Raw genomic sequence first — 25,645 nt, forward strand, 5'->3', positions numbered from 1 at the left:
TGGAACGGAAATCAACAGACCTGTTATACTTCCCACACAAGATGAATAAACTGTAGACAAGCTCGCTTTAATCGAGTTTGTCTACAGTCTGAGCCGAGTTTATTTAACCCGGCTTTCTAGAAGTGAAAATTTAGCATCCGCTATACGTTCAGGATGAGTATAAACGTTTAATGATCGATTTCGGATGAAGCCGATTGTCGTGATGCCAAGACTATCGGCAAGCTTAAGCGCGAGTTCTGTTGGTGCTGACTTAGATAAAACGATGGGACATCCTATTTTTGCGACTTTCAGTAAAATTTCAGATGAAATTCTCCCGCTGAAAACAATCACTTTATCTTTGATCGGGATATCATTCTTCAGGCAATGGCCATAAATTTTATCCAGGGCATTGTGCCGGCCAATATCCATCCTAGAAACCACAGGCCCGAACAAATTGCACAAAGAAGCATTATGGACGCCGCCCGTATTTTGAAACAAGTCAGCAGAGTCCTGCATCTCCTCCATCAGTCTAAAACAATCCTCTATCTCGATTTCTGTTTTGACTCCATGAAGCTTTTTCGCCGTAAGAGCATCGTTAGCAAATACAAAACCTGAGCGACTTGCTCCGCAGCAGGAAGTTAAATAGCGCTTCCCCAGAAGGTTTTTATAAAAAGGATTCTCCCTTTTGGTATTCACATGTACGAAACCCTCTTTTTCCTGGATCCATATATCTTCAATATCAGTGAATTTTCTAATGATCCCCTCTGAAGCAAGGTGGCCAATTACCATTTCTTCGATATAGTCAGGGGTACAAACCATAGTGACAAATTCCTGCCCGTTCACCTTAACAGTGACAGTGTATTCGGTCACGACACTGTCTACCATTCTTTCGGCCTGGCCATCTCTGAAACGAAGAATTTCCCTTTTGACTTCGACTGGTTTCACAACAGCCATCCCCTCTAATTAAAGATTTCCCTAACATTCTTTTACTTTTAACCAAATACTGAAGCTTTCAAACTTGCTGCTTGTCATTAGGAATCTTCGTTCCATCGTACCTCACTAAATCGAAAAAACAGGCAGCGAAGCTAGTAAGCCTGCTGCCTGCTCATACTCTTGCAATTACCTTTCAAGAGTACCATCCTTGCTTTGGTGCAAATCCTGGTCTTCTGGAAGCTGGGTCGTCCTCTCTAAACCACTCGTATCCTCACCCATACCTTTTAGGAATTCAAAAAGTAAAGTCAGGGCGCGGTTGATTTCTGGATCCTTTAATGATCTGACAATATCAAAATAGCCTAATTTATCTTCTGTATTCTTGTATTCTGCAACCCTCGCAATTCCAGAATTCAATTTTAACAGCAAAGGTTCCAGCTGCTGGACATTGATCGTTCCAAGCACTCCTACCATCAATAGCAGGTTTTTCAATGTATTCGTAGCCTCTGGTTTATCAGCTGCTTTTATCAGTACATTCAAAACCTTGTCACCTTCGCTGAACAGCCCGCTTAGAAGTGACAATACGCCGCGATCATGCATATGCTTGATGACGTCAAATGATTGTAAAATAGCTTCCTTGTTGTCAAGTAATGCAGATTCTACTTCTTCAAGCTCCATTTTTCTTTTCTGCTCTTCTGACAATTCGATGTGCTGAATTTTCGTAATCGCTTTAGCCATGCTGAGTCCGCTCCTTTTTCACAAGATCGCCCGGGAAGATATAATCCGGACGCGCCCACTTCTTCTGCACCTGGACACCAATCTGCGGCTGAGGATTACCGTATCGGAAATTATTATGCGGCAAAGGATTGACACCTTCATGCTGCAAAATCTCCATTTTCGCTTTTGTCTCCTTGTAAGCAGGGGTGTCTGTATCCTTATCACCAAAACTGCTTGTAAGCAGGTTGATTGCCGCTTCTCCGCTGTCGTTCATTGGCAAATATACTTCTTTTCCTTGTACCCTGTCGGTGACAAGGCATTTTACTTTTACGTTTCCATAAGGAGATGTAAGCCTTACAAGCGTCCCATTCTGAATGCCTCTTTCTTCGGCAAGCTCTGGGGAAACCTCTAGGAAAGTTTCAGGCGTTTTTGAAGTAATCCCTTTTGATTTGTAGGTCAAATTCCCTTCATGGAAGTGCTCTAGCAAGCGACCATTATTGACATGGATGTCATATTCTTCACCATATTGAATTGGAATCGACCACTTGACAGGGACCAGGCGCGCCTTTCCATCCGGGAACGGGAAACTATCCAGATAAAGGACAGGTGTATCAGTGCCATCCTGGTTAACCGGCCACTGTAAACTGTTATAGCCTTCCAGCCTGTCATACGTTACTCCTGAGTAAATCGGCATCAGCATTGCTGCTTCTGCCATGATTTCACCAGGATGCTCGTACTCCCAGCCTGCTCCGAGACGATTCGCGACTTCTAGAATGATCTGCCAATCTGGTTTGGACTCGCCAAGCTGGTCAAACACCTGATACAATCGCTGAATTCTGCGTTCAGTATTAGTGAATGTTCCCTCTTTTTCAAAGCTTGGACTTGCCGGCAGTACTACGTCCGCAAATTGCGCTGTCCTTGTAAAGAAAACATCCTGGACCACAAAGAAATCCAGTTTTTCATATGCTGCATGGACATGATTGATATTTGAATCAACAAGCCCCATTTCTTCCCCTTTTAAATACATAGCTTTTAGGGTGCCGGCATGCATTCCATCGATCATGTCGTGGTTATTGATTCCAGGATCTGCAGGAAGTTCGGTTCCCCATGCCTGCTCAAATTTTTGACGCAGAGTTCCATTATCTACGCGCTGGTATCCAGGCAAATGTTCTGGACTGCTTCCGAAATCGCTGGCTCCCTGGACATTATTATGACCACGCAGAGGATAAGCCCCCGTTCCAGGGCGTCCATAGTTTCCAGTAATCAGCAGCAAGTTAGAAATAGCGGTACTTGTGTCGCTGCCGCCAATATGCTGGGTAACGCCCATCGCCCATAATGTACATACACTTTTTGCTTCATGGATCATTGTCGCAATTTGGATAAGCGTTTCTTTGGAAAGCCCAGTTGTTTTTTCAGCATATTCAAGCGTGAAGCCTTCAAGACTTTCAACGTAATCACCAAGTCCATTAACTTTATTATTCAAGAATTCTTCGTCTGCCCAGCCCTGGTCAACAATGTACTTTGTTACAGCTGATAGCCAGATAAGGTCACTACCCGCTTTCGGTCTTACAAACAGGTCCGCCCGGTCTGCCATTTCATGCTTACGCAAATCAGCTACAATGACCTTTTGGCCGTTGAGCTTTTGTGCTCGCTTAACCCGGGTTGCAAGTACTGGGTGAGCCTCGGAAGTATTGGAACCAACGATTATAACTAGTTCTGCCATTCCGATATCCTTTATGGATCCAGCGTCGCCTCCATAGCCTACTGTCCTGAATAATCCAACGGTAGCTGGGGTCTGGCAATACCTTGAACAGTTGTCGACGTTATTCGTGCCGATAACTGCCCTAGCAAGCTTTTGCATAAGATATGATTCTTCGTTTGTACATTTGGAAGAAGTAATAAATCCAAGTGCGTCTGGACCATATTCATTCTTGATATCGGTGAATTTGGCCGCAATTACACTCAGCGCTTCCTCCCATTCAGCTTCCCTGAAGCTGTCTCCCTCACGGATCAATGGTTTGGTCAGACGCTCCTCACTGTTAACGAAATCCCAGCCAAATTTACCTTTTACACAAGTAGAGATCCCATTGGCAGGCGCCTCAGCCTGCGGCTCAACCTTGAGGATTTCACGCCCCTTTGTCCACACATCAAAACTGCAGCCAACTCCGCAATACGTACAAACTGTCTTCGTTTTCTTAATCCTTGATTCGCGCATCGCTGCTTCCATATCAGAAATTGCTAAAATCGATCCATAACCCGTTTCCACACCTTTAGTAATTTCGATCATCGGGCGCAGAGTCTCTTTCGCGATGCCCGTCAAGAAGCCCGCTTCACCTTCCATGCCTTTTTCCATCATTGCATTACACGGGCAAACGGTTGAGCAATGACCACATGAAACGCATGACGATTCATTAATAGGCACATCATTATCCCATATTACTCTAGGGCGGTCTCGTTCCCAGTCAATTCTCAATGTTTCAGTAACCTGAACATCCTGGCAAGCCTCTACACATCTTCCACACAATATACACTGATCAGGGTCATACCGGTAAAACGGGTTTGAATTATCTTTTTCATATGGTTTGTGATCGAATGGGATGCTCTGGTGGTTGATTTTCATTTCTTTTACTGTGTTATGTACCTCACATGTCCCATTATTGTAATCACAAACAGTACAGTATAGTTCATGATTAAAAAGAATCTTATCCATTGCCATTGTTTGTGCCTTCTTTACTTCAGGCGCAACTGTATCAATGACATCTCCATTTTTCATTTTGGTGGAACAGGATCTGACCATTTCCCCGTTGACTTCAACAATACAAGTATCACATGTCTCGATTGGTCCCAGGCTGGGATGGTAGCAAACGCTTGGAACTTCAATCGAGCTGTCTGAAAGATATTGAAGGATTGTTTGATTTTCATTAGCCGTCACTTCGGCGCCGTTGATAGACACATTTATTTTGCCAGACAAAGCCTCATCTTCCTTTCTTATAAAAAATAGCTCTATTCCTCACTACCCTATCCCATTAGAACCTTAACCACTTTTAATATAGTTTTTTAAATTAACAACGTAATAAGCCCTCCCGAAATTCCGGAAGGGCCTCAAAACTTCAAATTATAAGAAGCGGCATGAATCGTCACCGGCTGCCTCTGAAGCTAAGAAATATAATGATTTTCCGCTTGGTAAAGTCTCCTTAGCAAAGCCAAAGTTATCTAAGAAATCAACTTCATCAATCACGATAATGCAGGAGGCAAAAAGCAAAGCCTGCAAGTGAAATAGCGATGTTTCGATGATGAATGAAATTGACTCTGCAGATCTCAGTCCAGCTAATATAGCAAGTCTTCCTCTTATCCCAAGTGTTTCATAGGCATATCCAATGCTTTCAGCCATCATATCGGAGATTGAAGCAGCCGTATTGATGAGGTCGCTCCAGTTCTCATCAAATATAAAAGCACTCCAGGAATATCGGGATTTATCTGCCTCTCCGTCATCCCGTAAAAAATTGATAGTTAAAAATTGCTCGTCCTCATTAAAGGTATACACGCACTTTAAATCTGTCATGAATTCCCTCCCGGATGAAATGGTTTTAGTGTGCCTCAAACTGATCTCGTTCATGATTTAACAGTAAATGGCATCCTGGAGAATGAAAATAAGCAAATAGTAAAATACTTACAACAAGAGTTCGCCAATTGGGGGCTGAGTTTTATGCAGAATAAAAGAGTCCACTTAGTACTTCTGATCATCGTAATAATTGTTTTTATCTGGTCGGCCATTAAGCCCGCTGCTTATTCCTCCTGGGTTTTGGAAGTGGCGCCAGCGGTTGCTTCACTTACTGTTGTTCTTATTCTTTATAAAAAATTCCGGTTAACAACTCTTTCCTACACAATCATCGCATTCGTTACCATCCTTATGTTCATTGGAGGGCACTACATTTATTCAAATGTACCGCTTTTTGATTGGCTGAAAGATACTTGGGATTTAAAACGGAATCATTATGACAGGTTTGGCCATTTCATGAAAGGCATGATAGCAATCGTTATTCGCGAAATTCTGCTAAGAAAAACCTTGCTCTATAAAGGAGGCTGGCTGAATGGAATTGTGATATCAGTGGTTCTGGCAATTGCCTCCCTTTATGAAATCGTTGAATGGCTTTTTGCGATGCTGGCAAAAGGCGGCAGAGTCTCGAAGGACTTTTTAGGCACACAAGGAGACATTTGGGATACACAATGGGATATGGTCTTAAGCTTTGCCGGATCTATAATTGCGTTAATACTTTTAACAAAAATGCATGACCAATTGTTAAAACGGGAAATAGGATTATATTCAAATAAATTGAAAAAGGAGGACCAAGAATGAAAAAGGAACAGGGAGAGATAATGAACAACAATGCCGAAGCTGAACAAAAACACAGCATGGTATGTAATGATCAGCTATTTTTCCAGGAGTTGCGAATAGCCGCTGAGGAAGCAGAAAGAGATTATGATGAACAGAATAATTTAAAATCCTGATTTGGTTGTAGGAAAGGCATTTAAACCCAGCCAAGAGAAAAGAAAGTCTAAAATCCATAAATAATTGGTCCAACTCAAGAGCCTGGACCTCGATACCCTTTTATCTTTAAAAAAGAAGGGCACACCAGATGGCGTGCCCTCCTAAAGTATTCTAATTCATGAACCGGTCCCTTTCAGCAGCTTCTTCTTCCCGCTGTGCTTCACGCTCTTCATACCAAAGCTTGATATGAGTGAGGATAGAAAAGATAAGGAAAAAGTTCATTGTCCAGACACTGACAAAGGGAGCAATCCCGCCAAAATCAATGGTCTCATATTGTTTTATTCCCATCACGATGAACGACTCGATAAAAACAAGAATAAAACCGGCTACACCAGCAATCGCCATCCGCATCATAATCACCATCAACCACCTTATCGTTGATTTATCAGATTATTTAAATAATACGACTTATTATCATTAAGTGCAACCATTTTGTTCATAACTTTGACTAATTTTAGCATTGAAAATTATCTTCTTAGGTTTTTTTGCTTCTGCATGATCTCATATGACTTTTCGATAATATCTGTCAATACGTCACCCTTATATATTCTGCCAATCTTCGTATTTTCCTGATAGTATTCAACAATCTCTTCAAGTTTATCTGATGTTTCCTTAGACACTCTGACATTCAACTGAATTCTCTGGGCATCTTTCATCGAACCAAATCCCCCTCCAAGTCCTTATGTATCAAGAAATAATTATAATCTATCAATCTGCTAGCAGACAGATATCATGTAGATATTTGTCGCTAACTTCCAATAATGAACCCTATTTTAGCACATTCAGACACGTGATAACACTTTCTTGTTCTTATTTACTGTTTTCCCCTCAGCAATCAGGGGTATTTCACTAAAAAAGACTTGGAGACCTGAAATGGAATTAACAAAATGGTCATACTCAAAAAGATACAATATTAAAGCCCAGTTCAACGAGTACCCTAATTCTCTTGTCGTGTTCAGACGGATTAAAAACTACTATTTCGTCTATACAGTCCAATGGTCCATGAACGATCCTTTTGTCACGAAAAAGGCACTTGAGGAGATGGAGTGGCTGCTTAATAGAGAATTAGGCACTGAAGAGGATTACCGGCAGAGAAAGCAGTTTCGAAAATGAAGTTTAATTACAGAACTTAGAGGGAGAAAACCCAGTGCTTTAGCGTTGGGATTGTCAATATAAAAACAAGGATTAGAGGGACATTTCACTTCTTCCATGGGTACTCAATTTTGATTTACTTCCCCTTATTTTTGCATCAACTATAAAATCAGTCAGCTATTTGCAGAGCATGATGTAACAATGCGACCCCTTTCCCTAAAGAGCTATCTCCATAAGGTGGGATTCTGCTTCTGATTAAAGAAGAAACGGACAAGCTATACAGCCCCATTTCTCCTCCAAACAAAACAAAAGACTGTAAACAAGCTCGATTTTCATCGACTTGTATACAGTCTGCACCCAGCAAATTTAAAGGTGCTGGGTGCAACTTTTAATTAGATTCTTTTAGTACAGGCGAAACTGCTTTTATTTTGCAGAAACAATTGCTTCCCAATCAATTGTGCCATTCTTTATTTGTTCACGTTTTTCCTTATTCATGATATCAGCTGGCCTTCCGCCTTTTGGCCAGTCTCCCTCATGCCCTTTGAATTCAGGACGGTCATGAGAAAGAATATACGCAGCTACATTGATAGCATCTTGTTCAGATAAAGTGCCACCCTGTCCTTTAGGCATATTTTTTTGCACATAACCAGCCATCTTTGTTAATCTTGACATACCTGCGCCATCATTAAATGAATTTTCTCCCCAAACTGCAGGGCCCGAAGTTGAACCTGTTCCTGATCCATCTGCAGCATGGCAGCTCGCGCAGGATTGTGCATAAAGCTTTTCTCCGTCCTGAACACTAGGGACTGGGAATTTTTTAGGCTCTTTCGGTGCTCTCCAAGGGAGTTCGGATCCAGCAGGTACCCCTTTTGACATATATTGCAGGTATGCAATCATGGCACGCATTTCCTTGCTGTCAGATGGCAGCATCTTTCCGTTCATGCTTCGAATCATACAGCCGTTAATCCTGTCTTCGAGCGTATAAACTTCTCCCTCACGCGGCCTATATTCAGGATAGACTGCTGATAGGCCTACCATCGGCGCCTCTTCTTTAACAATTCCACCATTGGCGTGGCAGCTTGCACATGATAAGTTATTGCCAACGTACTCATCAGCTACATTATTTGTTTCCATCATTAATTGATGACCATATTTAATACTCTCTCCAAGAGGACCGTCTGGAGCATCTTCCATGCTCGGCGGGTTAAATTCAATACCCGTTCCAGCTGTCTCTGATTGTGGCTGAGGCTCTGATGCTGTTTCAGCTGGGGCAAGGTCCTGGCTGATTTTCCAGCCAACGAAAAGTGAGCCAAAGATTAGAAATCCAATAATAATTGCTAAACTGTTTTTCATTTCATTTCCTCCTTATGTAGTATCAAGTTTCTGTAAATTATATATACCTATTCTAGTATAGGTAAACCTCATATTTTAATATTAATTATGTATAAATAGTGAATAATATAGTAATAGAAAAAGAGCTGGAGTTTTATCCAGCCCTTTTAGTGAAAACCTCTATTTTTCTTTTACTATAAAATAAAGAAACCATACCGCATGATTTTGTTCATCAAAAGCAGCGCGCCGGAAAACTTTCATAATTGCCTGATCGGTTGCCTCATCGGCAATTTCATGATAAAAGTCGACAGTCTTTTGTTCATCATTTAGCGATGCTTCCAAACCAGCAAGATAATTAGCAGCGCATTCTTCTGTCATTTGAGGCTGTGGCTGCCTGCCTGTAAGTGATGTATAAATTTGCGAGAATTGCTGTAAATGTTTTTTCTCATCATTTAGAATTTCATTGATTCTATCACGCTGCACAGCATTGCGCCATTTGGGCAAGTCTCGCATAGCATTGTGTGGCAGTATATTCGCCGTTAATGGCCGTTGTAAGATCATTGATCAGTTTTTCATTCTGTCTGTAATGATAATAATATGGATACATGTCGTACCTCCCCAAACTATTTGTAATATCGTATGGAGAGGCGGGATTCATGTGCCTGTATTTATTCTGTTTTAACACCCTCGAACTCAACAAAAATACCTTTCAAATATTTCTTCTCTTTTACTACCATAATGCCTGATTCCTTCATGTACCTTCCTGTATCCCGGTTCAAGTGACAGCCGTCGCAAAGCCTTTTCCATGCGGGAGTTAGAACATCCTGCAGCACGGCAAGCGAAGCAGATTCAGTTCTCACATGTTCAAACAAAACAATCCGGCCGCCCTTTTTACATACTCTTCTTATTTCTTTAAATACTGTTTGAGGATCTTGCACAGAACATAATACAAGAGTTGCAACCACTGTATCAAATTCGCCATCATTAAATGGAAGCGATTCAGCCACCCCTTGATGGAAATGAACGGGAATCCCAGTATCACGCGCCTTCAGTTTTGCTTGTTCAAGCATGTAAGGATTTGGTTCGACCGAGTCTAAACTGCGGACTTTTTCAGTTGAATAAAAAGGAAAGTTGGCTCCTGTTCCAGTCCCAATTTCAAGAATCTTCCCTTCCAGCCCTGATACAATTTTCTTTCTGATATGTGCAATCCATCTTTTTTCTAGTGGTCCCATAACAGTGTCATATAAACTTGCAAACAATTTCGCCACAGAAAAGCTCCTTATACTATCATTTTTCCTTATTATAATTAAAAAAGGGCCTGAAAAGCTATTTGCTTAACCTGGCCCATTTTTTTATTATCCGAATTCTTGTGCAACCGCCAGTAGAATCCTTTCTTTTACCTTCTGTTTAATTATAGAATAATCCCTCTTTAGATCATCGCTTAAACCAAAATGAAAATCGATTTCATATGGCTCTACGCCAATCAACAATCCCTTCTTTAAGCTTAAAGCATGTAAAAGATGAAAATTATGAGCAGCTATACCCTTTTCCATCATGGTAAGCTGCGTGAGGGGTACTTCATACACACTGCCTTTTTTGCTGCCCATCTGAACTGCATCGAGAATAATTAAAAATTCGCCTTCTTCAGCTTCGGCCAGGCAATAATCAACATCTGTTTCACCGATTACATAACGAATTCGTTTGTCGTTATCTTCCTCCTTCAACTCTTCTGCTAGATAAACCCCGATCCCATCGTCCTGCATCAACACATTGCCAATCCCCAAAACAAGCATCTAAAACACCTTGATCGATTTTATTTCATGCCCAGGTCTATATACATGTGTCGCGCATGACATACACGGATCGAATGTACGTAATATGCGTCCTAGCTCGACAGGATTTTCCGGATCCTGAAGCGGTGTATTCATTAAAGCTAGTTCTGCCGTTCCTTTAGAGGCCACATCACTTGCAGAAAAATCCCATGCAGAAGGAGTGATGATCTGATAAAAAGAAATGACGTTGTTTTCGATTTTTACCCAATGTCCAAGTGACCCTCTAGTAGTTTCTACCAGTCCCGCTCCCTGAGCCTTATCCGGTACTTGCCACTTTTTTTGCACATGTGTCCCCGGAATGATTTGATCAACGAGAATCTTCATTATATCCGCAATTTTTTTGGCTTCCAATGAGCGTGCAATCGTTCTGTCCATTGCAGAGATTCCGTTACGATACTCGCCGCTCAGCCAGAGCCGTGCGAGGGGGCCAACCTCCATAGGTGCACCCTTGTAACGAGGAGCCTTAACAAATGTGTATGCATCCTTTTTATCCATATCAGGTTCATGCATTTCCTCAAAAGGGCGTGTTGCTTCTTTTCCTTTATACCAGGAATAACGTATTTTTTCTTCTATATACTTAGAGTCAAAAGCTTCTGTTTTCCCATTAAGATAAACTAATGGTTCAGTATATAAAGTTCCCAGCTCCTTATAGCTGTTGAATGCTCCAAATGACATAAAATTTCCAGGCCCGCCGCCAAGCTTAAAAAGCTCCGGATAATATTTAGCAACCGTGTAAGTATCGGGAATCATTTTAAATTCTATAAAATAACTCACCTTATCGAGGATTGATTTAATATGGATAATTTTTTCAGCATCGGGCGGAGTTGTAAAACCTCCTACAAATATCCCGTGATTATGGGGCGCTTTCCCACCCAATACAGCCAGCATCTGGTGTGCAAGCCTGCTGTAGTTCAGCGATTCAAAGTAATGCGCAGCCAGTGTATCATTGATTTCTTTAGGGATCCTGTAATCCGTATTCTCCGAAGTGAATAGTGGATATTCTGGAGGCATCTTTACGTAATCAGGCAGTGAATATTGGTAAAAATGTCGCAGATGATTCTGTAGGAATTCACAGCAATGAATGATGTCGCGGATATATCTGCCTTGATCAGTTACCTCAACGCCAAGAGCTTGCTCAAGAGCAGTCGAGGAGGCAACCGAATGGGCAGTCGAACAGATTCCACATATCCTTTGCGTCAAATAAATCGCATCAAATGGACTGCGGCCAACCATCATCTGCTCAAAACCGCGAAACATAACTCCTTTCGTTTTGGCATCTGTGACGGCATTTTCTTCAACAGTGACATCAAGCTCAAGAAATCCGCTTAGTCTTGTTACAGGATTAATCACAATTCGTTTGCTCCCAGACATTTTCCCTACTCCCTTGTTGTGTTGTATGAAATGAATGGCGCCATTTTATCTGGAAAACCCGATTGCGCACAGTCAATACATGTGCTTGCCCCTATTGGCCAGTTTACATGGCCGTTCCATTGTCTTGTCGGACAATCCACACGGGTCACCGGGCCTCGGCAGCCGAGCTTGAATAAACAATAAGGCTCTCCAAGCGTTTCTGAAAAAATTCCTTTGTCAAAATAATGTCTTCTCGGGCAGCGATCATGGAGTAAGTCACTGTAAAACATTTTTGGCCGGCTTTGCTGGTCAAGTTCAGGCTGGCCGTATAGAAGCAGGTGCGCAAGTGTTCCAAGGAACCAGTCTGGATGGACTGGACAGCCTGGAAGCTTGATGATTTCCCTGTTGCCGAGCACTGCTTGGAGGCCGACTGATTGGGATAAATTTGGCCTTGCTGCAGAAGGACCACCATCAACGGCACATGCGCATATGGCAATGACAGCACTCGCCTTTTCCCCAAGCATCTTTGCAGCCTGCAAGCCTGTAACCGGCTGGCCGTTTCGATTGCCAACCAGATGAAACATTCCCTCGTTTTTCAGCGCAACTGCGCCCTCCACACCGAGAATGAAATCCTCCTCTCCATCAGCAAGTTCAAATAATCTGTTAATGGCCTGTTCCCCATCCGCCACCATCATGCTGTTACTGTAGACTAAGTCAACCATCTGTGTAATCGCATACTCAAAATCCGGCTGAAAACCATTCAAAAGCGAGATTACATTCCCAGAGCAACCGTTCAGCTCAAGCCAAACTAGCTTCATTCTTTTTACCTGGCCCGATTGAAGTCCATTCTGAGCTGCTTCCAATAACCTCTTTGCAATCGCCTCATTGGTGACGGGCTCAGGAGGTAAAATAATGTTTGGTTCGCTCATTACACCAGCCTCCCAATCGGTTTCAACTGAGCCAAAATCCATTGCTGTCCAGCATGGCAGCTTGCGAATTCTGCAGTCAAGTCCCTGCCCGCTGAAAGTCCAAAGTGAGTGGCAAGAGACCAGGCCGCATTATTCGTGACATCATATACCACCCCATTAACCGCAACATAAGCTGGCATCCCGTTCAGTCCAGTGAATTGGGCAAGTTGCTCTTTCGTAAACGTTTGGCCATTAGGATTGCTTGGTTGAGTAACTGGTATTCCTGGTTGGGGCTGAATTCGTGATGGTTGAGTTACTAGGTATGCTGGTTGCGTCCGGGATGAGGATAGGTGAGTTGCTGGATATGCTGGCTGAGGCTGGGTTAGTGGTAGTTGAGTTGATGGATATACTGGATGAGTTTGGGATGTGGATAGGTGAGTTGTTAGGTAGGCTGCCTGTGGCTGGGTTAGTGGATGTATTTGGCTTACTGAATGGCCTGCCTGCGCTTCGTTCATCCTGAATCTCCCCTGTACAGGTATTGTTTCTGTATGAAGTTGCTGGAATGGGTGAATAGCATTAGAATTAGTCTGCTGCTGAAAAGCTTTATTTCGTTCAGTTTGGAGAATGGCTGCAAGATGATGTAAATAAGATACCTTTTCCCTTAACTGGATCAACGCTAAATTTCGTTCTCGTAGATTGCCGGTAGCGTAAGTCAGCTGAATTAAATAATGTAATTCTGAAAAAGTGGCAGCAATCTCGTTGTCGATCAACTGATGATTTGCCATTTTTAGTGAACCCCCTTTTGGGGAAGTTATAGTATTAATTCCTTTTGTCATTTTATTCTAAAAAACTATTTTTATTACTGAAATGGTAGATGAATGAACACTTTCGTGATGAAATTTTATGATTAGAGGAAATCAAGAAAATTCTATTACACCCATAGCAAATAAAATTATATCTACCGTTGGAATAAGTTTTTCTAAGTTAGTACTCTTTTTTCCACACAACAGGCGTTTTCTCCACTCCTTCCTTTTACTACAACAACAAATAATGAGACAGGCAGCCATCAATAACCTGTCTCACTTATTCGTGTTTACTTTTATGGCTTCAAAACAACCTTAATGCAATCATCCTTGCGGTCATTGAAAATATCATATCCTTTGGCGGCGTCTTCTAGCGGTATCCGGTGAGTGATGATATCCGTCGGATCAAACTCGCCGTTTACTACCATGTCAAATAGTTTTGGCATGTAATGAACGACTGGTGCCTGGCCCATTTTCATGGTAATGTTTCTTTCGAAGAAGCGTCCTAGTGGAAACATATTGTAGCGTAACCCATAAACTCCGGTGAGTTGTACAGTTCCAAATTTGCGCACAGCGGTATGAGCTATCTCAATAGCGGAAAGCGTACCGCCCTGCAGCTTCAATTTTTGTTCAACCTTTTCAACTGCGGATTTCTTGCCGTCCATACCAACACAATCGATGACGACATCTGCTCCGCCATCTGTCAGGTCCTGAAGGAATTTTCCTGGGTCATCCTGCTGAGTAAAGTCAAAAATTTCAACATTGTTTGTTGATTTCGCATGCATGAGTCTGTAATCAAGATGGTCAACAGCAATGACTCGTTTTGCGCCCTTTATCCAGGCAAACTTTTGCGTCATTAATCCAACTGGCCCACTACCGAGAACGATAACAGTATCTCCCTTTTTCACTCCTGCATTCTCGACGCTCCACCATGCTGTTGGAATGACATCTGACAGGAAAAGGAGTGACTCGTCTTCGAGCTCACATGACTCAGGCACGACAAATGATGTGAAATCTCCATAAGGTACCTTTAAATATTCCGCCTGTCCGCCCGGATGGTTACCGTATTGCTCGGTATACCCGAAATAACCCCCAGTATCCTTGTATTCATTGGTGTTGTCACATTGGCTTTCCATTTGGTTCTGGCAAAAAAAACATTCACCACAAGAAACGTTAAAAGGAATGACTACACGATCGCCTTTTTTCACCTTTGAAACGCCCGGCCCAACTTCTTCCACAATACCCATCGGTTCATGACCGATGATATATCCTGGACGGAGAGGCATGTTCCCCTGGTAAAGGTGAAGGTCAGAACCACAAATAGCTGTAGAAGTAATCTTGACTATCATATCTTTTTCATGTTCGATCTTAGGTGCTTCTACATTTTTCACTTGTACATCCTTTGTACCTTGATACGTAACTGCTTTCAATTCACGCCACCCCATTCCTTTAATTACATTAAAAAGAATTCCCTTGATTTAAAATAAAAAACATGTTTGGCAACTTTTCCAATAATTAGCTTCATACATAACTTTCTTTTTTATAATGCACCTTATAAAATGGAGGTGTTAAATATGGACCCAAATCAGCCTGGAAATGAGAAGCTTCCTGATTTTAAGGAAATGAACGACCGTATCTTTATCAATCCATACTCTGGCCCACAGCTAGTAGTTAAAACGAATCTCGATCCGAATGATGCGACAGATGAAAATCCTTATTTTAAAAATGATAATATGACGGATTCCCAACAATTCAAGGAATATTTCAAGGAGTAGACAATGGAAAAAACACAAGCATATTTGCGCGAAATTCTATCTGATTATACTGAAAGCTATCCCCTTAGCAAAAAAATCTATCAGCGGATCGAAGAAGGCAATTACCCGTCGGAAGGTGAATTTGTAAGAGATCTTACAGCGGAGGAAATTGAATTTTTAAATAAAATCCTTCCCGAAGCAATTGAATATGCGAAAAATGAACTGGATGCTAAACGTGCTCAACAATTGAATGAAGTTTATGAACTACTCTATTAACACCAGGAAGGGCTCCCTTTCCTTCCTGGTCCCTGTTTCAATTAATTCCGATTGATTTGCTTTAATGATGTAATTTTCCTCTTTCAAAAAATCCATTCCCGGTATCTCGACGTATTCCTTTAAGAACTGCTAATCAGCCCCATTAATGAATTTTCAAACAATATTCATAACACTGTGAAAACGGTTGTTATATAATCTAAGTATTCATTTTAAGGAGAATGCCAATGGACCTTGTCATTCCTTTTTAATACTGGAATTATATAAATCCATATCGGAGGTCAAAAATGAATAAACTCGGAAGCTTTATTTTTAGATATAAAGGAACAGTCATTTTAATTTGGGTTGGGTTCATCATATTTTTAGGTTTTTTTGCCTTACAATTGCCTTCGGTACTAAGCGGCAATGGATTTGAATTTAATGGTGAATATAAGCAGACTAAGAATATTCTTGAGAAGGATTTTGGTCAGCATCAAGCTTCCATAATTATCCTTTATGAAAAAGAAAAGAGTGTTTCGAAAGAAGATTGGGTTGCCTTTATAAAGGATTCTTTCGAAGAAGCTACAAAAGCTTCAGGAGCCGAGGATAGTGTGTCACCTTTTCAGCAAAAAGGTATGCTGAAGGATAATATCGCGTATGGACTCTTATTGTTTGACAAGGATGCTTCATCGATGGGGGATGATATTAACGGACTCCGCGAGGTCTTAAAGGATGAGAATGGGATAAAGGTAGCAATTACGGGAGAACCCGTGATCGTTAAGGATTTAAACCAGGCTAGCCAGGATGATCTCGCAAAAGCTGAGATGATTGGCCTGCCAATCGCGTTAATTGTGCTGATCCTTGCGTTCGGGAGTTTAGTCGCAGCTAGCTTGCCGCTTTTGGTTGGAATTTTTTCGATACTCAGCACAATGGGGGCAGTATATTTTTTCAGCTACTGGTTCGACTTGACGATTTTTATCCTTAATATCATTCCAATGATTGGGCTGGCATTGAGTATTGATTTCGCTCTTTTATTCATAAACCGATTTAAGGAGGAAATTAATAAGCAATCTGTAAAGGATGCAATCATGATTACGACCGCAACCGCCGGACGTTCAATTATTTTTTCAGCGATGTGTGTGTTTATCGGCCTTCTCGGCTTGATATTCATCAAAATAGACATTTTTCAGAACGTAGCAATCGGTGGCATGACGGTCGTTTTCATATCTGCTCTATCTGCCATCACATTTCTCCCTGCAATCCTTGGCTTATTAGGAAACAAAGTTCACTCCTTAAGTGTATTAAAGGTGAAAACGGACAAGCCAGGAATATGGAGCACCTTTGCCCATTTTGTTATGAAAAGGCCTGTAATTATGACATTTCTGGCTCTAGGTTTATTAATTACCGGATTGATTCCCGTTAGACAAATGGAGCTGACCGTCCCTGGAGTTGATGCACTGCCTCCAACTTATGACGCAAGGATAGCCTATGACAAATTCCAGGATGAATTCGTGGAACAACATAAAAGTACCGACAAGGAAGTAAAGATAATTCTTAAAACAGAAGGAAATGTTTTATCAAAAGGAAATGTTGAAAATCTGCATGCTGTGTTAAGTGACTTAGAAAAAAGCAAAGATGTAGAGTCTGTCGATTCTGTCTTCTCATTGTCTGGAATTGATGACCCCGCTGCATTTTTAGCGACTGCATCTCAGGTGAACAGTCCTATTAAGCCGGTAATTGACAGGCTTATTTCAGAAGATAAGATGCTTGCGAGTGTTTATTTAAAAGAAACTTTATCCGCACAAGAAGCGCATGATTGGGTGAGGAATGCTGCCGATAAAGAATATAATGTTTCAATATTATTCGGAGGAAATCCTAAATTCGAGCAGGAAATCTTTGATGAGATCTTTGAAAAAGCTCCAAAAGGTTTGACTTTAATCCTTATATCTACCTTTATCATCTTAATGGTTGCTTTTCGATCCCTGCTCATACCTCTTAAGGCGATTATAATGAACATACTCAGCTTAAGTGCAACATTCGGAATTGTCGTTTGGATCTTTCAGGAAGGCCATCTCGGTGTAGAACCAACAAGTATAGCTCTAATCCTTCCAGTATTTGTATTCAGTCTCGTTTTTGGTCTTTCGATGGACTATGAGGTATTCCTGATTTCACGTATACACGAGGAATATCTGAAAACGAAAGACAATAAATATGCAACCTTAACCGGATTAATTTCTACTAGTAAAATCATTTCATCTGCCGCCGCAATCATGATTGTCGTCACAGGTGCATTCGCATTTACAGGAGTTGCTCCTGTCAAGCAAATGGGGGTCGGAATCGCACTGGCTATTTTTATTGACGCGACCGTCATACGAATGGTACTGGTTCCGTCACTAATGAAGCTGCTTGGTGACTGGAACTGGTGGTTTTTTGGACTTAAACCATCCAAACACAATAAACCTGGACATTAAAATGAAAACACAAAAAAACAGCAAAAGCCCAGCTGTTTTTTTGTTAGATATTATAGACTATCCTCTTGCAGATAAAGTCTTTTCATCTTCAATGGTTTCTTCCCCCATTTGCTCCCGGTGGTAAATCGCGTTGATTTCACCGCCAAGGACGAGCGCAAGCCCTGTAAGGAATAACCATAGCATCAGGACAATTACACCGCCAAGGCTCCCATAGGTTGCTGAATAGTTTCCGAAGTTGCTTACATAAAACGAAAACCCAAGGGAAATCAGCTGCCAAACAACTGTAGCGAAAATGGCTCCAGGAATGACATGTTTGAATGGATAATGCTTATTTGGCGCAATACGATATAAACCTGCTATTACCGCTACCATTACGACAAATGCAACAATCCAGCGTACAATACGGAAGATAATTTCAAATCGTTCTGGGATATGGATGATTGATTGAACTGTATCTAATAAAACTTTCCCGAACACTGGGAGCAGCAACGCAACAACAAATGCAAGAATCAATCCGATTGTCAGCATAATTGATATAAGTCTTGCCTTAATGAAGGATCTAGTTTCCTCCACATCAAAAGCGATATTCATTGCTTTCATAAATGCATTCATTCCATTAGATGCTGACCATATTGTTCCGATAATACCGAAGGTCAGCAATCCCCCGTTCCTCTCACTGACGAGTTTAACGACATTATCTCGTAATAATTGTGCTGATTCCGATGGGAGCAATTTATTTACGACATCAATTGCTTTTTGAGGATCGATATTTAAATAAGGAACAATTGCAATTAATAGAATCAGCATAGGAAACAAAGCCAGCATGTAATAATAGGCCTGCTGGGCAGCCAATCCTGTAGCTCGGTCTTCTTTTAACTCACCTAGCAGACTCTTTCCATAATGCATAAATTTCTCTTTCATTTTATGACTCACCTCTCGTAGGACTTCCAGTATGCTTGTCTTTTCCCCGTCTTGATAATTTTTAATCATGATAAATAAATCCAGCATGCCCTTCGTTACAAAATTCCCTACGCAAAAAAGGCCATTTCTTGGAAAATGGCCTTTAAAAGTTTTTATTTTTCCTCATCTACATATGGATCATGTTCATAAGCAGGGAGATCACCAAAGGATGTCATAATCCCTTCCTGGTCCAGTTCGTCCTCATATTTCTCATGCTGTTTATTTGGGTAGACAGTGATTTCTCTACCAGTAATGTCATTGCCTACAAAGTTCTCAAAGTCTTCAACGTAGCCGACATTTTCTTCTGATTCAATATACATATCATTATAATTGTCCTGGGGAGTGACAAAATCTGATGGTGATTCCGATGTACCCCAGCTAGATACCTCCTGCCAGGAATCCTCAGCATCATAGGCCACATTTTCATCCTTGTTATCAAGATCGAATTTCCCAAAAGGAGGCATCAATACTCCTTCTTCTATTGGACGATTATGAGAAACTGTCCGGTCTGGTGTATGTTCAATGCAGAATCTTGTTTCTGGTAAGGCTTCAAGCCTTTCAAGCGGAATTTCTCGGCCGCATGCCTCACATTTTCCGTATGCTCCTTTGTCTATTGCCTGCAATGCCTTGTTAATATTCTGGATTTGGTATTCTACATGGTCGTTTAGAGCAATGTCTTTTTCCCTTTCATATAATTCGGTTCCTTCATCGCCTGGATGGTTGTCATAACTAGAAAGCTCACCCATTGATTCATGGAAATGCCCACTCCTTAAATCAAAGTGATCATTACCGTCCAGATGGGACTCGAGATCTTTTTTATTTTTGAGAAGCTCTGCCTTGAATGCCGACAGCTGCCCATTTGTAAGCATATCAGCTGCTCCTTTCTGATAAAGCGGTTTTTCTTATCTTGCTGCAATTTGCCTAATTTAATAAAAGGTAATAAGTGTTATCTTTTCCGCCAGTACCATTTTCACGACTCGGTTCATAAGATATATGACAACTTCCCAAAAATTAATAGGAGTGATGCCTATGACTTTATTTGTTAACGGATATGTTTCTCCGCAGATTTACAAAAAAAACGAGGACATAAATGAACAGAACAACCAGGGAAAATTTCACCTTAATTTTTTACAAGAAGTATTGAATGAACAGCAGAAATTTAATAGTGAATTAACTGGAAGCGTTTCTCAGTTCGACAACACCCTGAAGCAAAGCCGCATGGAACAATATTCAAATTTCATGGAGTTAGTATCTGTTCTGGCGAGACAGGAAAATTTGTCAGAAAAGGTGATTGAAAATATATCGGAACAAAAAGAGTCCACAACAGAAATAGATGAAAAGCTAATCAAACTAGAAGAAATGCATGAACAATTTGCCCAATCATTTTTAAGCAAGGAGTTAATCAGCCAAGCCATTCTCGACCAGCTCGCCTGCCAGGAAACAATGATACAGGATTTAAATCGAAAGCTTCTTGAATATGAGGATGTAACAAAAGCCCTGGTCGTTCAAGCGAAGAAACAAGAGGAACTTCACGACATGGTTTCAAAACAGGCGGATTTACAGGGAATCTTCCACCAGACAATTATGGAACAACTAGGCAAGCAAGATGCAGTAGGAGAAACGATTACGGACCAGCTTAGTGAAATTAAAGACTCATTATCCATGAAAGCCAATGCTATTATGGATAAAATAGAAGAGCAATATTCTAAAATCACTCAGTTCTTCCTGAGTCTTATCATGCCCAACATCCATCAAAAGAAAATAATAAAAGGAAAAACCTTTAAAACCACCAGTATAAAAAAAGACTAAAAAAGCATTGGCATATGGCCAATGCTTTTCAAATATATGTTTAGTTCAGAATAGTAACTTTAACTTGCTTTCTGCCCCATGCAAGCGCACCATCTTGAGTCGGGACAAAGACATCGATACGGTTGCCTTTGATTGCTCCGCCAATATCCGAGGCTGTCGCATATCCATAACCTTCGACGTGAACTTTTGAACCCAATGGAATCACAGAAGGATCTACAGCTATTACCTTTGCATCTGGATTGGTTTTCAAATTCACACCAGTTTTAGTAATTCCTGAACAACCTTCACAGCTTGCAGTGTAAGCTGTAGCTTCAACAGTGATTTCCTTGGAAGAAGCTGCTGGTGCCTGAACCGTTTTTGCAGGTACTGCTGACGCTGCAGCCTTTGCTGGTGCCGCAGTGTTTACTGCTGCTGGCTGAACAGCAGCTGCTGGTTTTGCCTTCATTTCTGCAGGCATATTTGTGTAAACAGCTATTCTCATGCCTGGACGAATAAGATCAGAAGATAATTTATTCCATTCTTTGAGATCATTTACGGATACTCCATATGCTTTTGCAATATTCCAGAGTGTATCTCCTTCTCTTACTTGTACATACTTAATAGGAGATACTTCTAGCAGGTCATTTGGATGAATAACATCGCTAGTTAGGTTATTCCATTTTTTTATGGATTCCACAGATGTGTCGTATGTTTTTGAAAGACCCCACAATGTATCTCCCTTATGTACGACGATTTCCTCAGCCTGTGCTTGTGCGCCGGCAGCTCCAGAAATTGCCGCGACAGCAACCAATGATAATAATGTCTTTTTCATTTGTTTGCCTCCCATCGGCTAATTTTTCTCACGTGAATTATCGTAACATAGAAATTCCTGAGAAAAAGAACAGTGAGATGTAAATTCGATTACGAGAATAACAGTAATATAACGGGAATATGTCATATTTACTGAAAATTCTGTAAAAATAAACACTTTTCAGGATATAATTTCATTATATTTACATTAAGCCCTAGATTTTTCTAATTTGACTAGTTTTTATCTGAACAGAATAATTGCGTGAATATAAAAAAAAATGGTCTTCATGACATTAAACTTCATATGAATACTAGCTCTCTTTAACTTGTGTGTTGATTTCTGCTCCAATTAAGCCAATTGATATTAATATTTGGCTCTGTTATTATTCATTGTTGATTTTCGTATAAGGATAGAATTCATAGGCGGAGAATTTCCGGCTATTGTATATAGAGGAAGCTTAAGAAGCAGATATAAGCGGAGGTATTCCGATTAACTGCTCTAAATAAGACAAAATCCAAAGGTTTGGATAGTATAAACGGAAAAACTCCCTTTATTTTTATGGAAATATGACTATTTCCCAATTTAAACGGAATTTTACCGTTTATTTTTCAAACACAGTGAAATCAACATTCAGTTATAACAGAGCCTAATATTTTTAGTATGTAAACTTTCAGTGTCGGAAGAAAATAATCTCACCAAAAACATAATGAAAGATCGATTAATCCAATCTCTTAAAAATGAGGTATCTTTATCGACTCCAATTCCAGTTATCTGCAAAATCGGCATACTCTCGTTATATACAAGGGTGTTATGCATTTTATCATGGATTTCAAAAATAAAAATAGCTAAAATCTCCAAAAGGAGATTTTAGCTATTTTTTTACGCGATCCTTTCGACCTTCACAGCACATGCTTTAAATTCCGCTGTACCAGAAATCGGATCGTATTCATTCAGTGTCAATACATTGGTCGGAACCTCGGACCAATGGAAGCTCATGAAGACAAGTCCTGGGACAACCTGGTCTGTGATTTTCGCTTTCACTGTCAATGTTCCTCGTCTGGAGCTTACCCTTACAATTTCACCATCATTGATATTTAATTTGCCTGCGTCTTCAGGATGTATATCAAGAGTTTCCTCAGTCTGTTTAATTTTAACGCCTGAAGCATAATGTCGTGTTTGGGTATGCGTATTGTATGACTCATACCGCCTTCCGGTTGTCAGTGTAAAAGGATATTCCTCGTCAGGCTGCTCAAGAGGCGGTGTATATTCGACTGGGACGAACGCTGAACGTTTATCGTTCTCCCCTCCTAAATGAAATCTTTCGTGGAGAATTTTAGTTCCCGGATGGGTTTCATCAGGGCATGGATAATGGATTCCATACTCCTTGTTTAAACGTGCATAGGAGATACCTCCATACATTTCCCAGGCCAGCTCCCTCACTTCATCCCAAATTTCCTCACTTGACCTGTAATGCATTGCATAGCCCATTCTTGCCGAAAGTTCACAGAGGATTTCCCAATCTTCTTTTACGCCTTGGCGTGCATTTACTGCGGTGCGGACACGCTGAATTCTTCTATCTGTATTGGTGTATGTTCCTTCAACTTCTCCCCATGACTTTGCCGGCAATACTACATCAGCCATATCGGCTGTTTCTGTCATGAAGATATCCTGTACAATCAATAAATCCAGCTTCTCTAAGAGAATCTTTGTATGGTTCATATGCACATCTGCAAGAAGCGGATTTTCTCCTATGACGTACAATGCTTTGATTTCTCCAGTCTCAATCTTGTCAAATGTCCTCGTCTGTGTATCGCCAATTTTTTGGTTGATTTTTACCTTCCAGGCTTCTTCAAAGCGTAAGCGGTAATCATCCTGAAGTAGACTGACTGCACCAGTGAGCTGGTTAGGGAGACAGCCCATATCACCGGCACCCTGTACATTGTTTTGCCCCCTTAATGGCATGATTCCAGAACCCTTCTTGCCTATTTGCCCTGTAAGCAATGCCAGGTTGGCAATATCAAACACGTTATTGACACCACAATGATGTTCTGTGATTCCCAGAGTATAGGCAATCATCGATTTACTAGAGTTTGCATACAATCTTGCAATCTCGATAATATCCTCCGGTGGGATGCCTGTAATTTCCGATGAAAATTCTGGAGTGTATCTAGCGACCTTCTCAAGCAATGTATCAAATTCATCGGTATGTTTTCCAATAAACCCTTTATCGTATAGACCTTCAGTTATTATCACACGAATCATGGCATTAATCAGAGCAATATCAGTTCCAACTTGAATTTGTATATGCTTGTGGGCAGACTTAACCATGTCAATTTTTCTTGGGTCAATAACGATAACCTTTAATCCAGCTTTAGCAGCTTTTTTAATTCTGTTCCCTATGATTGGATGGGCCTCCGTCGTATTGGAACCCATGAGTAAAAGAACTTCTGCTTCATCTATATCTTCAAGAGTGTTAGTTGGGAAACCGCTTCCAAAAACAGTCGCCAGACCGGCGACACTAGGGGCGTGTCAGGTTCGGTTACATCCATCAATATTATTGCTCCCTATGACTGTCCTCATAAATTTTTGTGTTATATAATTTGATTCATTCGTGGTCCTTGCACAAGCAAACATGGAAATCGCATCGGGTCCAAAATCATTTTTAATCGAAGTAAGCTTGTTTGCAATAAAATCATAAGCCTCCTCCCATGTAACATTTACAAGCTTGCCTGCTTTTCTGATCAAAGGAGTCGTAAGTCTTCCCGGGGCATGAACATACTGATAAGCAAACGCACCTTTCACGCAAGTTTGACCTTTGTTGACAGGCGCTTCTTTATCGCCTCTAATTTTCATAATCTTATTGTCTTCCACTTCCAGTATCAATCCGCAGCCTGTTCCGCAATACCCGCAAACAGTCTTAATTTGGCTGGTCGATGTCATTCCTTCCCCTCCCTGCACTTAATGATATAAATAACTACCTTACTTTAAATAGTAGTCTAAAATTTGCCAGTAATGTTGAATATTCCAGAGAATTTTTTGTCATATTTCCAACATTTTATCGACAAAAATTTTTTCATTACGTAGTATTACTTTTTTATGGTATGAAGGTAGTAATCGGTTTGAGAAATTTGAGCCTGAGTTTACTTCTTCGTACATAGTAACGACAAGAATCTCCCAGGAGTCATGCGCCTTCCACTCCAATCAACAAGCATAAAAACCACATTTACCATTAATTGAGCCAAATAAAAAAGGCGAGAATTAAGCCCCCGCCTTTTAAAATGATATTATGCAATTTTTGCCGGCAGCAAAATTTTAAAGGTTGTTCCTTTATTTTGCTCGCTTTCGATATAAACCTTACCATTATGACTTTCAATAATCTTGAAACTGACCATAAGTCCAAGCCCATTTCCGTTTTTCTTCGTTGTATAGAATGGCTCACCAATCTTTTTAAGGGTATCAGGCGGGATCCCCACACCTGTATCCTTGATTGAGATAAGCACATTCTCATCCTGGATTTCTGTGGTAACCCTTAAATCTCCGCCATCAGGCATCGCTTCAATACCATTTTTAATAAAGTTGAGGAATACTTGCTTAAGTCGATTTTCATCGCACTCGATTTGAACGATATCCTCATCTGCATCGAACTCCAGTTTGACGTTTCTCTTTCTTGCTTCAAACTTGAGCATCGAAACGACATTCTGCACAATCGGGATGATATTCTTTTCTTCAAGCTCAACAGCTTTAGGTTTAGCCAATACCATGAATTCCTCAACAATATTATTGACTCTGTCAATTTCATCAAGAATGATTTCAAGGAACTCCTGGCGCTGCGGATCTTGTTCATCCATTTGCAGGAACTCAGCATACCCCTTCATCGAAGTCAGGGGATTCCTTATTTCATGTGCCACACCTGCTGCCAGCTGACCCACTGCTGCCAGTTTATCCTGTCGATGCAGCATTTCTTCTGACTTTTTCTTTTCTGTAATATCATTCCTGATGGCAAGGTACTGATAAGGTTTGCCATTTTCATTCAGGAAGGGAACGATTGTTGTATCTACCCAATAATAGGAACCATCCTTTGCCCTGTTGCGAATTTCTCCCTTCCATACTTGGCCAG

25 protein-coding genes and 1 pseudogene are annotated in these 25,645 nt (G+C 40.9%); 7 read left to right on the forward strand and 19 right to left on the reverse strand.

Annotated elements, in window-relative coordinates:
* Nucleotides 1–99: 99 nt before the first annotated feature.
* The 4 genes from fdhD to V7654_RS20730 form a co-directional block, all read right to left on the reverse strand.
* Nucleotides 100–924 carry a formate dehydrogenase accessory sulfurtransferase FdhD gene (gene fdhD / locus V7654_RS20715; protein ID WP_335432738.1) on the reverse strand — a complete coding sequence of 275 codons (825 nt, stop codon included), beginning with the start codon at nt 922–924 and terminating at the stop codon, nt 100–102.
* A 174-nt stretch (nt 925–1,098) separates the two neighbouring features.
* Nucleotides 1,099–1,647 carry a DUF1641 domain-containing protein gene (locus tag V7654_RS20720; protein ID WP_335432740.1) on the reverse strand — a complete coding sequence of 183 codons (549 nt, stop codon included), beginning with the start codon at nt 1,645–1,647 and terminating at the stop codon, nt 1,099–1,101.
* Complete coding sequence (fdhF, locus tag V7654_RS20725; protein WP_335432741.1) at nt 1,640–4,597, reverse strand: formate dehydrogenase subunit alpha; 2,958 nt, start codon at nt 4,595–4,597, stop codon at nt 1,640–1,642. Before fdhF (V7654_RS20725) ends, V7654_RS20720 begins: the two co-directional genes overlap by 8 nt.
* A gap of 144 nt (nt 4,598–4,741) precedes the next feature.
* Nucleotides 4,742–5,188, reverse strand: a complete 447-nt coding sequence (locus V7654_RS20730) for a hypothetical protein (protein WP_335432742.1) — start codon at nt 5,186–5,188, stop codon at nt 4,742–4,744.
* Between the two features lie 135 nt (nt 5,189–5,323).
* On the opposite strand from V7654_RS20730, the gene V7654_RS20735 reads away from it, so the two are divergent.
* Together V7654_RS20735 and V7654_RS20740 are read left to right on the forward strand one after the other, a co-directional pair.
* The gene (locus V7654_RS20735; protein ID WP_438825331.1) at nt 5,324–5,983 is read left to right on the forward strand and encodes a DUF2238 domain-containing protein; all 660 of its coding nucleotides are present in this window, start codon (nt 5,324–5,326) and stop codon (nt 5,981–5,983) included.
* Entirely contained in the window at nt 5,980–6,135 is a 156-nt protein-coding gene (locus V7654_RS20740) for a hypothetical protein (RefSeq protein ID WP_335432744.1), read from the forward strand. The genes V7654_RS20735 and V7654_RS20740 overlap by 4 nt, the downstream gene beginning before the upstream one ends.
* 151 nt (nt 6,136–6,286) lie before the next feature.
* Here the strand turns inward: V7654_RS20740 and V7654_RS20745 are convergent, their stop codons facing one another.
* Nucleotides 6,287–6,529 carry a hypothetical protein gene (locus V7654_RS20745; protein ID WP_335432772.1) on the reverse strand — a complete coding sequence of 81 codons (243 nt, stop codon included), beginning with the start codon at nt 6,527–6,529 and terminating at the stop codon, nt 6,287–6,289.
* A 113-nt stretch (nt 6,530–6,642) separates the two neighbouring features.
* A complete protein-coding gene (locus V7654_RS20750; protein ID WP_335432745.1) occupies nt 6,643–6,831 on the reverse strand; it encodes a hypothetical protein in 189 nt (62 codons plus the stop codon).
* A gap of 217 nt (nt 6,832–7,048) precedes the next feature.
* Here V7654_RS20750 and V7654_RS20755 point away from each other — a divergent pair, with 217 nt between their 5' ends.
* Entirely contained in the window at nt 7,049–7,288 is a 240-nt protein-coding gene (locus tag V7654_RS20755) for a hypothetical protein (protein WP_335432747.1), read from the forward strand.
* A gap of 402 nt (nt 7,289–7,690) precedes the next feature.
* Here V7654_RS20755 and V7654_RS20760 read toward each other — a convergent pair whose 3' ends face one another.
* The 8 genes and pseudogenes from V7654_RS20760 to V7654_RS20795 form a co-directional block, all read right to left on the reverse strand.
* Nucleotides 7,691–8,620, reverse strand: coding sequence for a c-type cytochrome (locus tag V7654_RS20760; protein WP_335432748.1), 930 nt, complete (start codon nt 8,618–8,620; stop codon nt 7,691–7,693).
* 159 nt (nt 8,621–8,779) lie between these two features.
* Nucleotides 8,780–9,206 (reverse strand): annotated as a pseudogene (locus V7654_RS20765) (ferritin-like domain-containing protein).
* A gap of 61 nt (nt 9,207–9,267) precedes the next feature.
* On the reverse strand, nt 9,268–9,867 hold the full coding sequence (locus tag V7654_RS20770) for a class I SAM-dependent methyltransferase (protein WP_335432749.1): 600 nt from the start codon (nt 9,865–9,867) through the stop codon (nt 9,268–9,270).
* Nucleotides 9,868–9,954: 87 nt separating this feature from the next.
* Nucleotides 9,955–10,392, reverse strand: a complete 438-nt coding sequence (locus V7654_RS20775) for a hydrogenase maturation protease (RefSeq protein ID WP_335432751.1) — start codon at nt 10,390–10,392, stop codon at nt 9,955–9,957.
* The gene (locus V7654_RS20780) at nt 10,393–11,802 is read right to left on the reverse strand and encodes a nickel-dependent hydrogenase large subunit (protein WP_335432752.1); all 1,410 of its coding nucleotides are present in this window, start codon (nt 11,800–11,802) and stop codon (nt 10,393–10,395) included.
* Nucleotides 11,803–11,807: 5 nt separating this feature from the next.
* Nucleotides 11,808–12,710: a hydrogenase small subunit gene (locus tag V7654_RS20785; RefSeq protein WP_335432753.1), complete on the reverse strand. Its 903-nt coding sequence runs from the start codon at nt 12,708–12,710 to the stop codon at nt 11,808–11,810.
* On the reverse strand, nt 12,710–13,474 hold the full coding sequence (locus V7654_RS20790) for a cytochrome b5 domain-containing protein (RefSeq protein ID WP_335432754.1): 765 nt from the start codon (nt 13,472–13,474) through the stop codon (nt 12,710–12,712). The genes V7654_RS20785 and V7654_RS20790 overlap by 1 nt, the downstream gene beginning before the upstream one ends.
* Nucleotides 13,475–13,788: 314 nt before the next feature.
* The gene (locus V7654_RS20795; RefSeq protein WP_335432755.1) at nt 13,789–14,922 is read right to left on the reverse strand and encodes a zinc-dependent alcohol dehydrogenase; all 1,134 of its coding nucleotides are present in this window, start codon (nt 14,920–14,922) and stop codon (nt 13,789–13,791) included.
* Between the two features lie 144 nt (nt 14,923–15,066).
* On the opposite strand from V7654_RS20795, the gene V7654_RS20800 reads away from it, so the two are divergent.
* From V7654_RS20800 to V7654_RS20810, 3 genes are all read left to right on the forward strand, one after another.
* A complete protein-coding gene (locus V7654_RS20800) occupies nt 15,067–15,267 on the forward strand; it encodes a hypothetical protein (protein WP_335432757.1) in 201 nt (66 codons plus the stop codon).
* A gap of 3 nt (nt 15,268–15,270) precedes the next feature.
* Complete coding sequence (locus V7654_RS20805) at nt 15,271–15,522, forward strand: sigma-G-dependent sporulation-specific acid-soluble spore protein CsgA (RefSeq protein ID WP_335432758.1); 252 nt, start codon at nt 15,271–15,273, stop codon at nt 15,520–15,522.
* Between the two features lie 284 nt (nt 15,523–15,806).
* Nucleotides 15,807–17,969, forward strand: a complete 2,163-nt coding sequence (locus V7654_RS20810) for an MMPL family transporter (RefSeq protein ID WP_335432760.1) — start codon at nt 15,807–15,809, stop codon at nt 17,967–17,969.
* Nucleotides 17,970–18,026: 57 nt separating this feature from the next.
* Here V7654_RS20810 and V7654_RS20815 read toward each other — a convergent pair whose 3' ends face one another.
* Both V7654_RS20815 and V7654_RS20820 read right to left on the reverse strand, forming a co-directional pair.
* The gene (locus V7654_RS20815; RefSeq protein WP_335432762.1) at nt 18,027–18,890 is read right to left on the reverse strand and encodes a YihY/virulence factor BrkB family protein; all 864 of its coding nucleotides are present in this window, start codon (nt 18,888–18,890) and stop codon (nt 18,027–18,029) included.
* 152 nt (nt 18,891–19,042) lie between these two features.
* Complete coding sequence (locus tag V7654_RS20820; RefSeq protein WP_335432764.1) at nt 19,043–19,798, reverse strand: TraR/DksA C4-type zinc finger protein; 756 nt, start codon at nt 19,796–19,798, stop codon at nt 19,043–19,045.
* Nucleotides 19,799–19,958: 160 nt separating this feature from the next.
* On the opposite strand from V7654_RS20820, the gene V7654_RS20825 reads away from it, so the two are divergent.
* The gene (locus V7654_RS20825) at nt 19,959–20,738 is read left to right on the forward strand and encodes a hypothetical protein (RefSeq protein WP_335432765.1); all 780 of its coding nucleotides are present in this window, start codon (nt 19,959–19,961) and stop codon (nt 20,736–20,738) included.
* A 40-nt stretch (nt 20,739–20,778) separates the two neighbouring features.
* On the opposite strand, the gene V7654_RS20830 is transcribed toward V7654_RS20825, so the two are convergent.
* The 3 genes from V7654_RS20830 to V7654_RS20840 form a co-directional block, all read right to left on the reverse strand.
* Complete coding sequence (locus tag V7654_RS20830; protein ID WP_335432767.1) at nt 20,779–21,549, reverse strand: 3D domain-containing protein; 771 nt, start codon at nt 21,547–21,549, stop codon at nt 20,779–20,781.
* A gap of 858 nt (nt 21,550–22,407) precedes the next feature.
* On the reverse strand, nt 22,408–24,468 hold the full coding sequence (gene fdhF, locus V7654_RS20835; RefSeq protein ID WP_335432768.1) for a formate dehydrogenase subunit alpha: 2,061 nt from the start codon (nt 24,466–24,468) through the stop codon (nt 22,408–22,410).
* A 344-nt stretch (nt 24,469–24,812) separates the two neighbouring features.
* A partial coding sequence (locus V7654_RS20840) for an ATP-binding protein (protein WP_335432771.1) occupies nt 24,813–25,645 on the reverse strand: 833 nt, incomplete at its 5' end.

It is taken from the genome of Bacillus sp. JJ1609, assembly GCF_036967045.1.
Taxonomy (GTDB): Bacteria; Bacillota; Bacilli; order Bacillales; family Cytobacillaceae; genus Mesobacillus.

What these genes read in the sequence shown, in the direction of transcription:
- V7654_RS20740 (WP_335432744.1), top strand. Translation starts at nt 5,980, where the DNA reads ATGAAAAAGGAACAGGGAGAGATAATGAACAACAATGCCGAAGCTGAA.
- V7654_RS20800 (WP_335432757.1), top strand. Translation starts at nt 15,067, where the DNA reads ATGGACCCAAATCAGCCTGGAAATGAGAAGCTTCCTGATTTTAAGGAA.
- V7654_RS20750 (WP_335432745.1), bottom strand. Translation starts at nt 6,831, where the DNA reads ATGAAAGATGCCCAGAGAATTCAGTTGAATGTCAGAGTGTCTAAGGAA.
- V7654_RS20730 (WP_335432742.1), bottom strand. Translation starts at nt 5,188, where the DNA reads ATGACAGATTTAAAGTGCGTGTATACCTTTAATGAGGACGAGCAATTT.
- V7654_RS20805 (WP_335432758.1), top strand. Translation starts at nt 15,271, where the DNA reads ATGGAAAAAACACAAGCATATTTGCGCGAAATTCTATCTGATTATACT.
- V7654_RS20815 (WP_335432762.1), bottom strand. Translation starts at nt 18,890, where the DNA reads ATGAAAGAGAAATTTATGCATTATGGAAAGAGTCTGCTAGGTGAGTTA.
- V7654_RS20755 (WP_335432747.1), top strand. Translation starts at nt 7,049, where the DNA reads ATGGAATTAACAAAATGGTCATACTCAAAAAGATACAATATTAAAGCC.
- V7654_RS20780 (WP_335432752.1), bottom strand. Translation starts at nt 11,802, where the DNA reads ATGTCTGGGAGCAAACGAATTGTGATTAATCCTGTAACAAGACTAAGC.
- V7654_RS20790 (WP_335432754.1), bottom strand. Translation starts at nt 13,474, where the DNA reads ATGGCAAATCATCAGTTGATCGACAACGAGATTGCTGCCACTTTTTCA.
- V7654_RS20785 (WP_335432753.1), bottom strand. Translation starts at nt 12,710, where the DNA reads ATGAGCGAACCAAACATTATTTTACCTCCTGAGCCCGTCACCAATGAG.
- V7654_RS20810 (WP_335432760.1), top strand. Translation starts at nt 15,807, where the DNA reads ATGAATAAACTCGGAAGCTTTATTTTTAGATATAAAGGAACAGTCATT.
- V7654_RS20760 (WP_335432748.1), bottom strand. Translation starts at nt 8,620, where the DNA reads ATGAAAAACAGTTTAGCAATTATTATTGGATTTCTAATCTTTGGCTCA.
- V7654_RS20825 (WP_335432765.1), top strand. Translation starts at nt 19,959, where the DNA reads ATGACTTTATTTGTTAACGGATATGTTTCTCCGCAGATTTACAAAAAA.
- V7654_RS20745 (WP_335432772.1), bottom strand. Translation starts at nt 6,529, where the DNA reads ATGATGCGGATGGCGATTGCTGGTGTAGCCGGTTTTATTCTTGTTTTT.
- V7654_RS20720 (WP_335432740.1), bottom strand. Translation starts at nt 1,647, where the DNA reads ATGGCTAAAGCGATTACGAAAATTCAGCACATCGAATTGTCAGAAGAG.
- V7654_RS20830 (WP_335432767.1), bottom strand. Translation starts at nt 21,549, where the DNA reads ATGAAAAAGACATTATTATCATTGGTTGCTGTCGCGGCAATTTCTGGA.
- V7654_RS20820 (WP_335432764.1), bottom strand. Translation starts at nt 19,798, where the DNA reads ATGCTTACAAATGGGCAGCTGTCGGCATTCAAGGCAGAGCTTCTCAAA.
- V7654_RS20775 (WP_335432751.1), bottom strand. Translation starts at nt 10,392, where the DNA reads ATGCTTGTTTTGGGGATTGGCAATGTGTTGATGCAGGACGATGGGATC.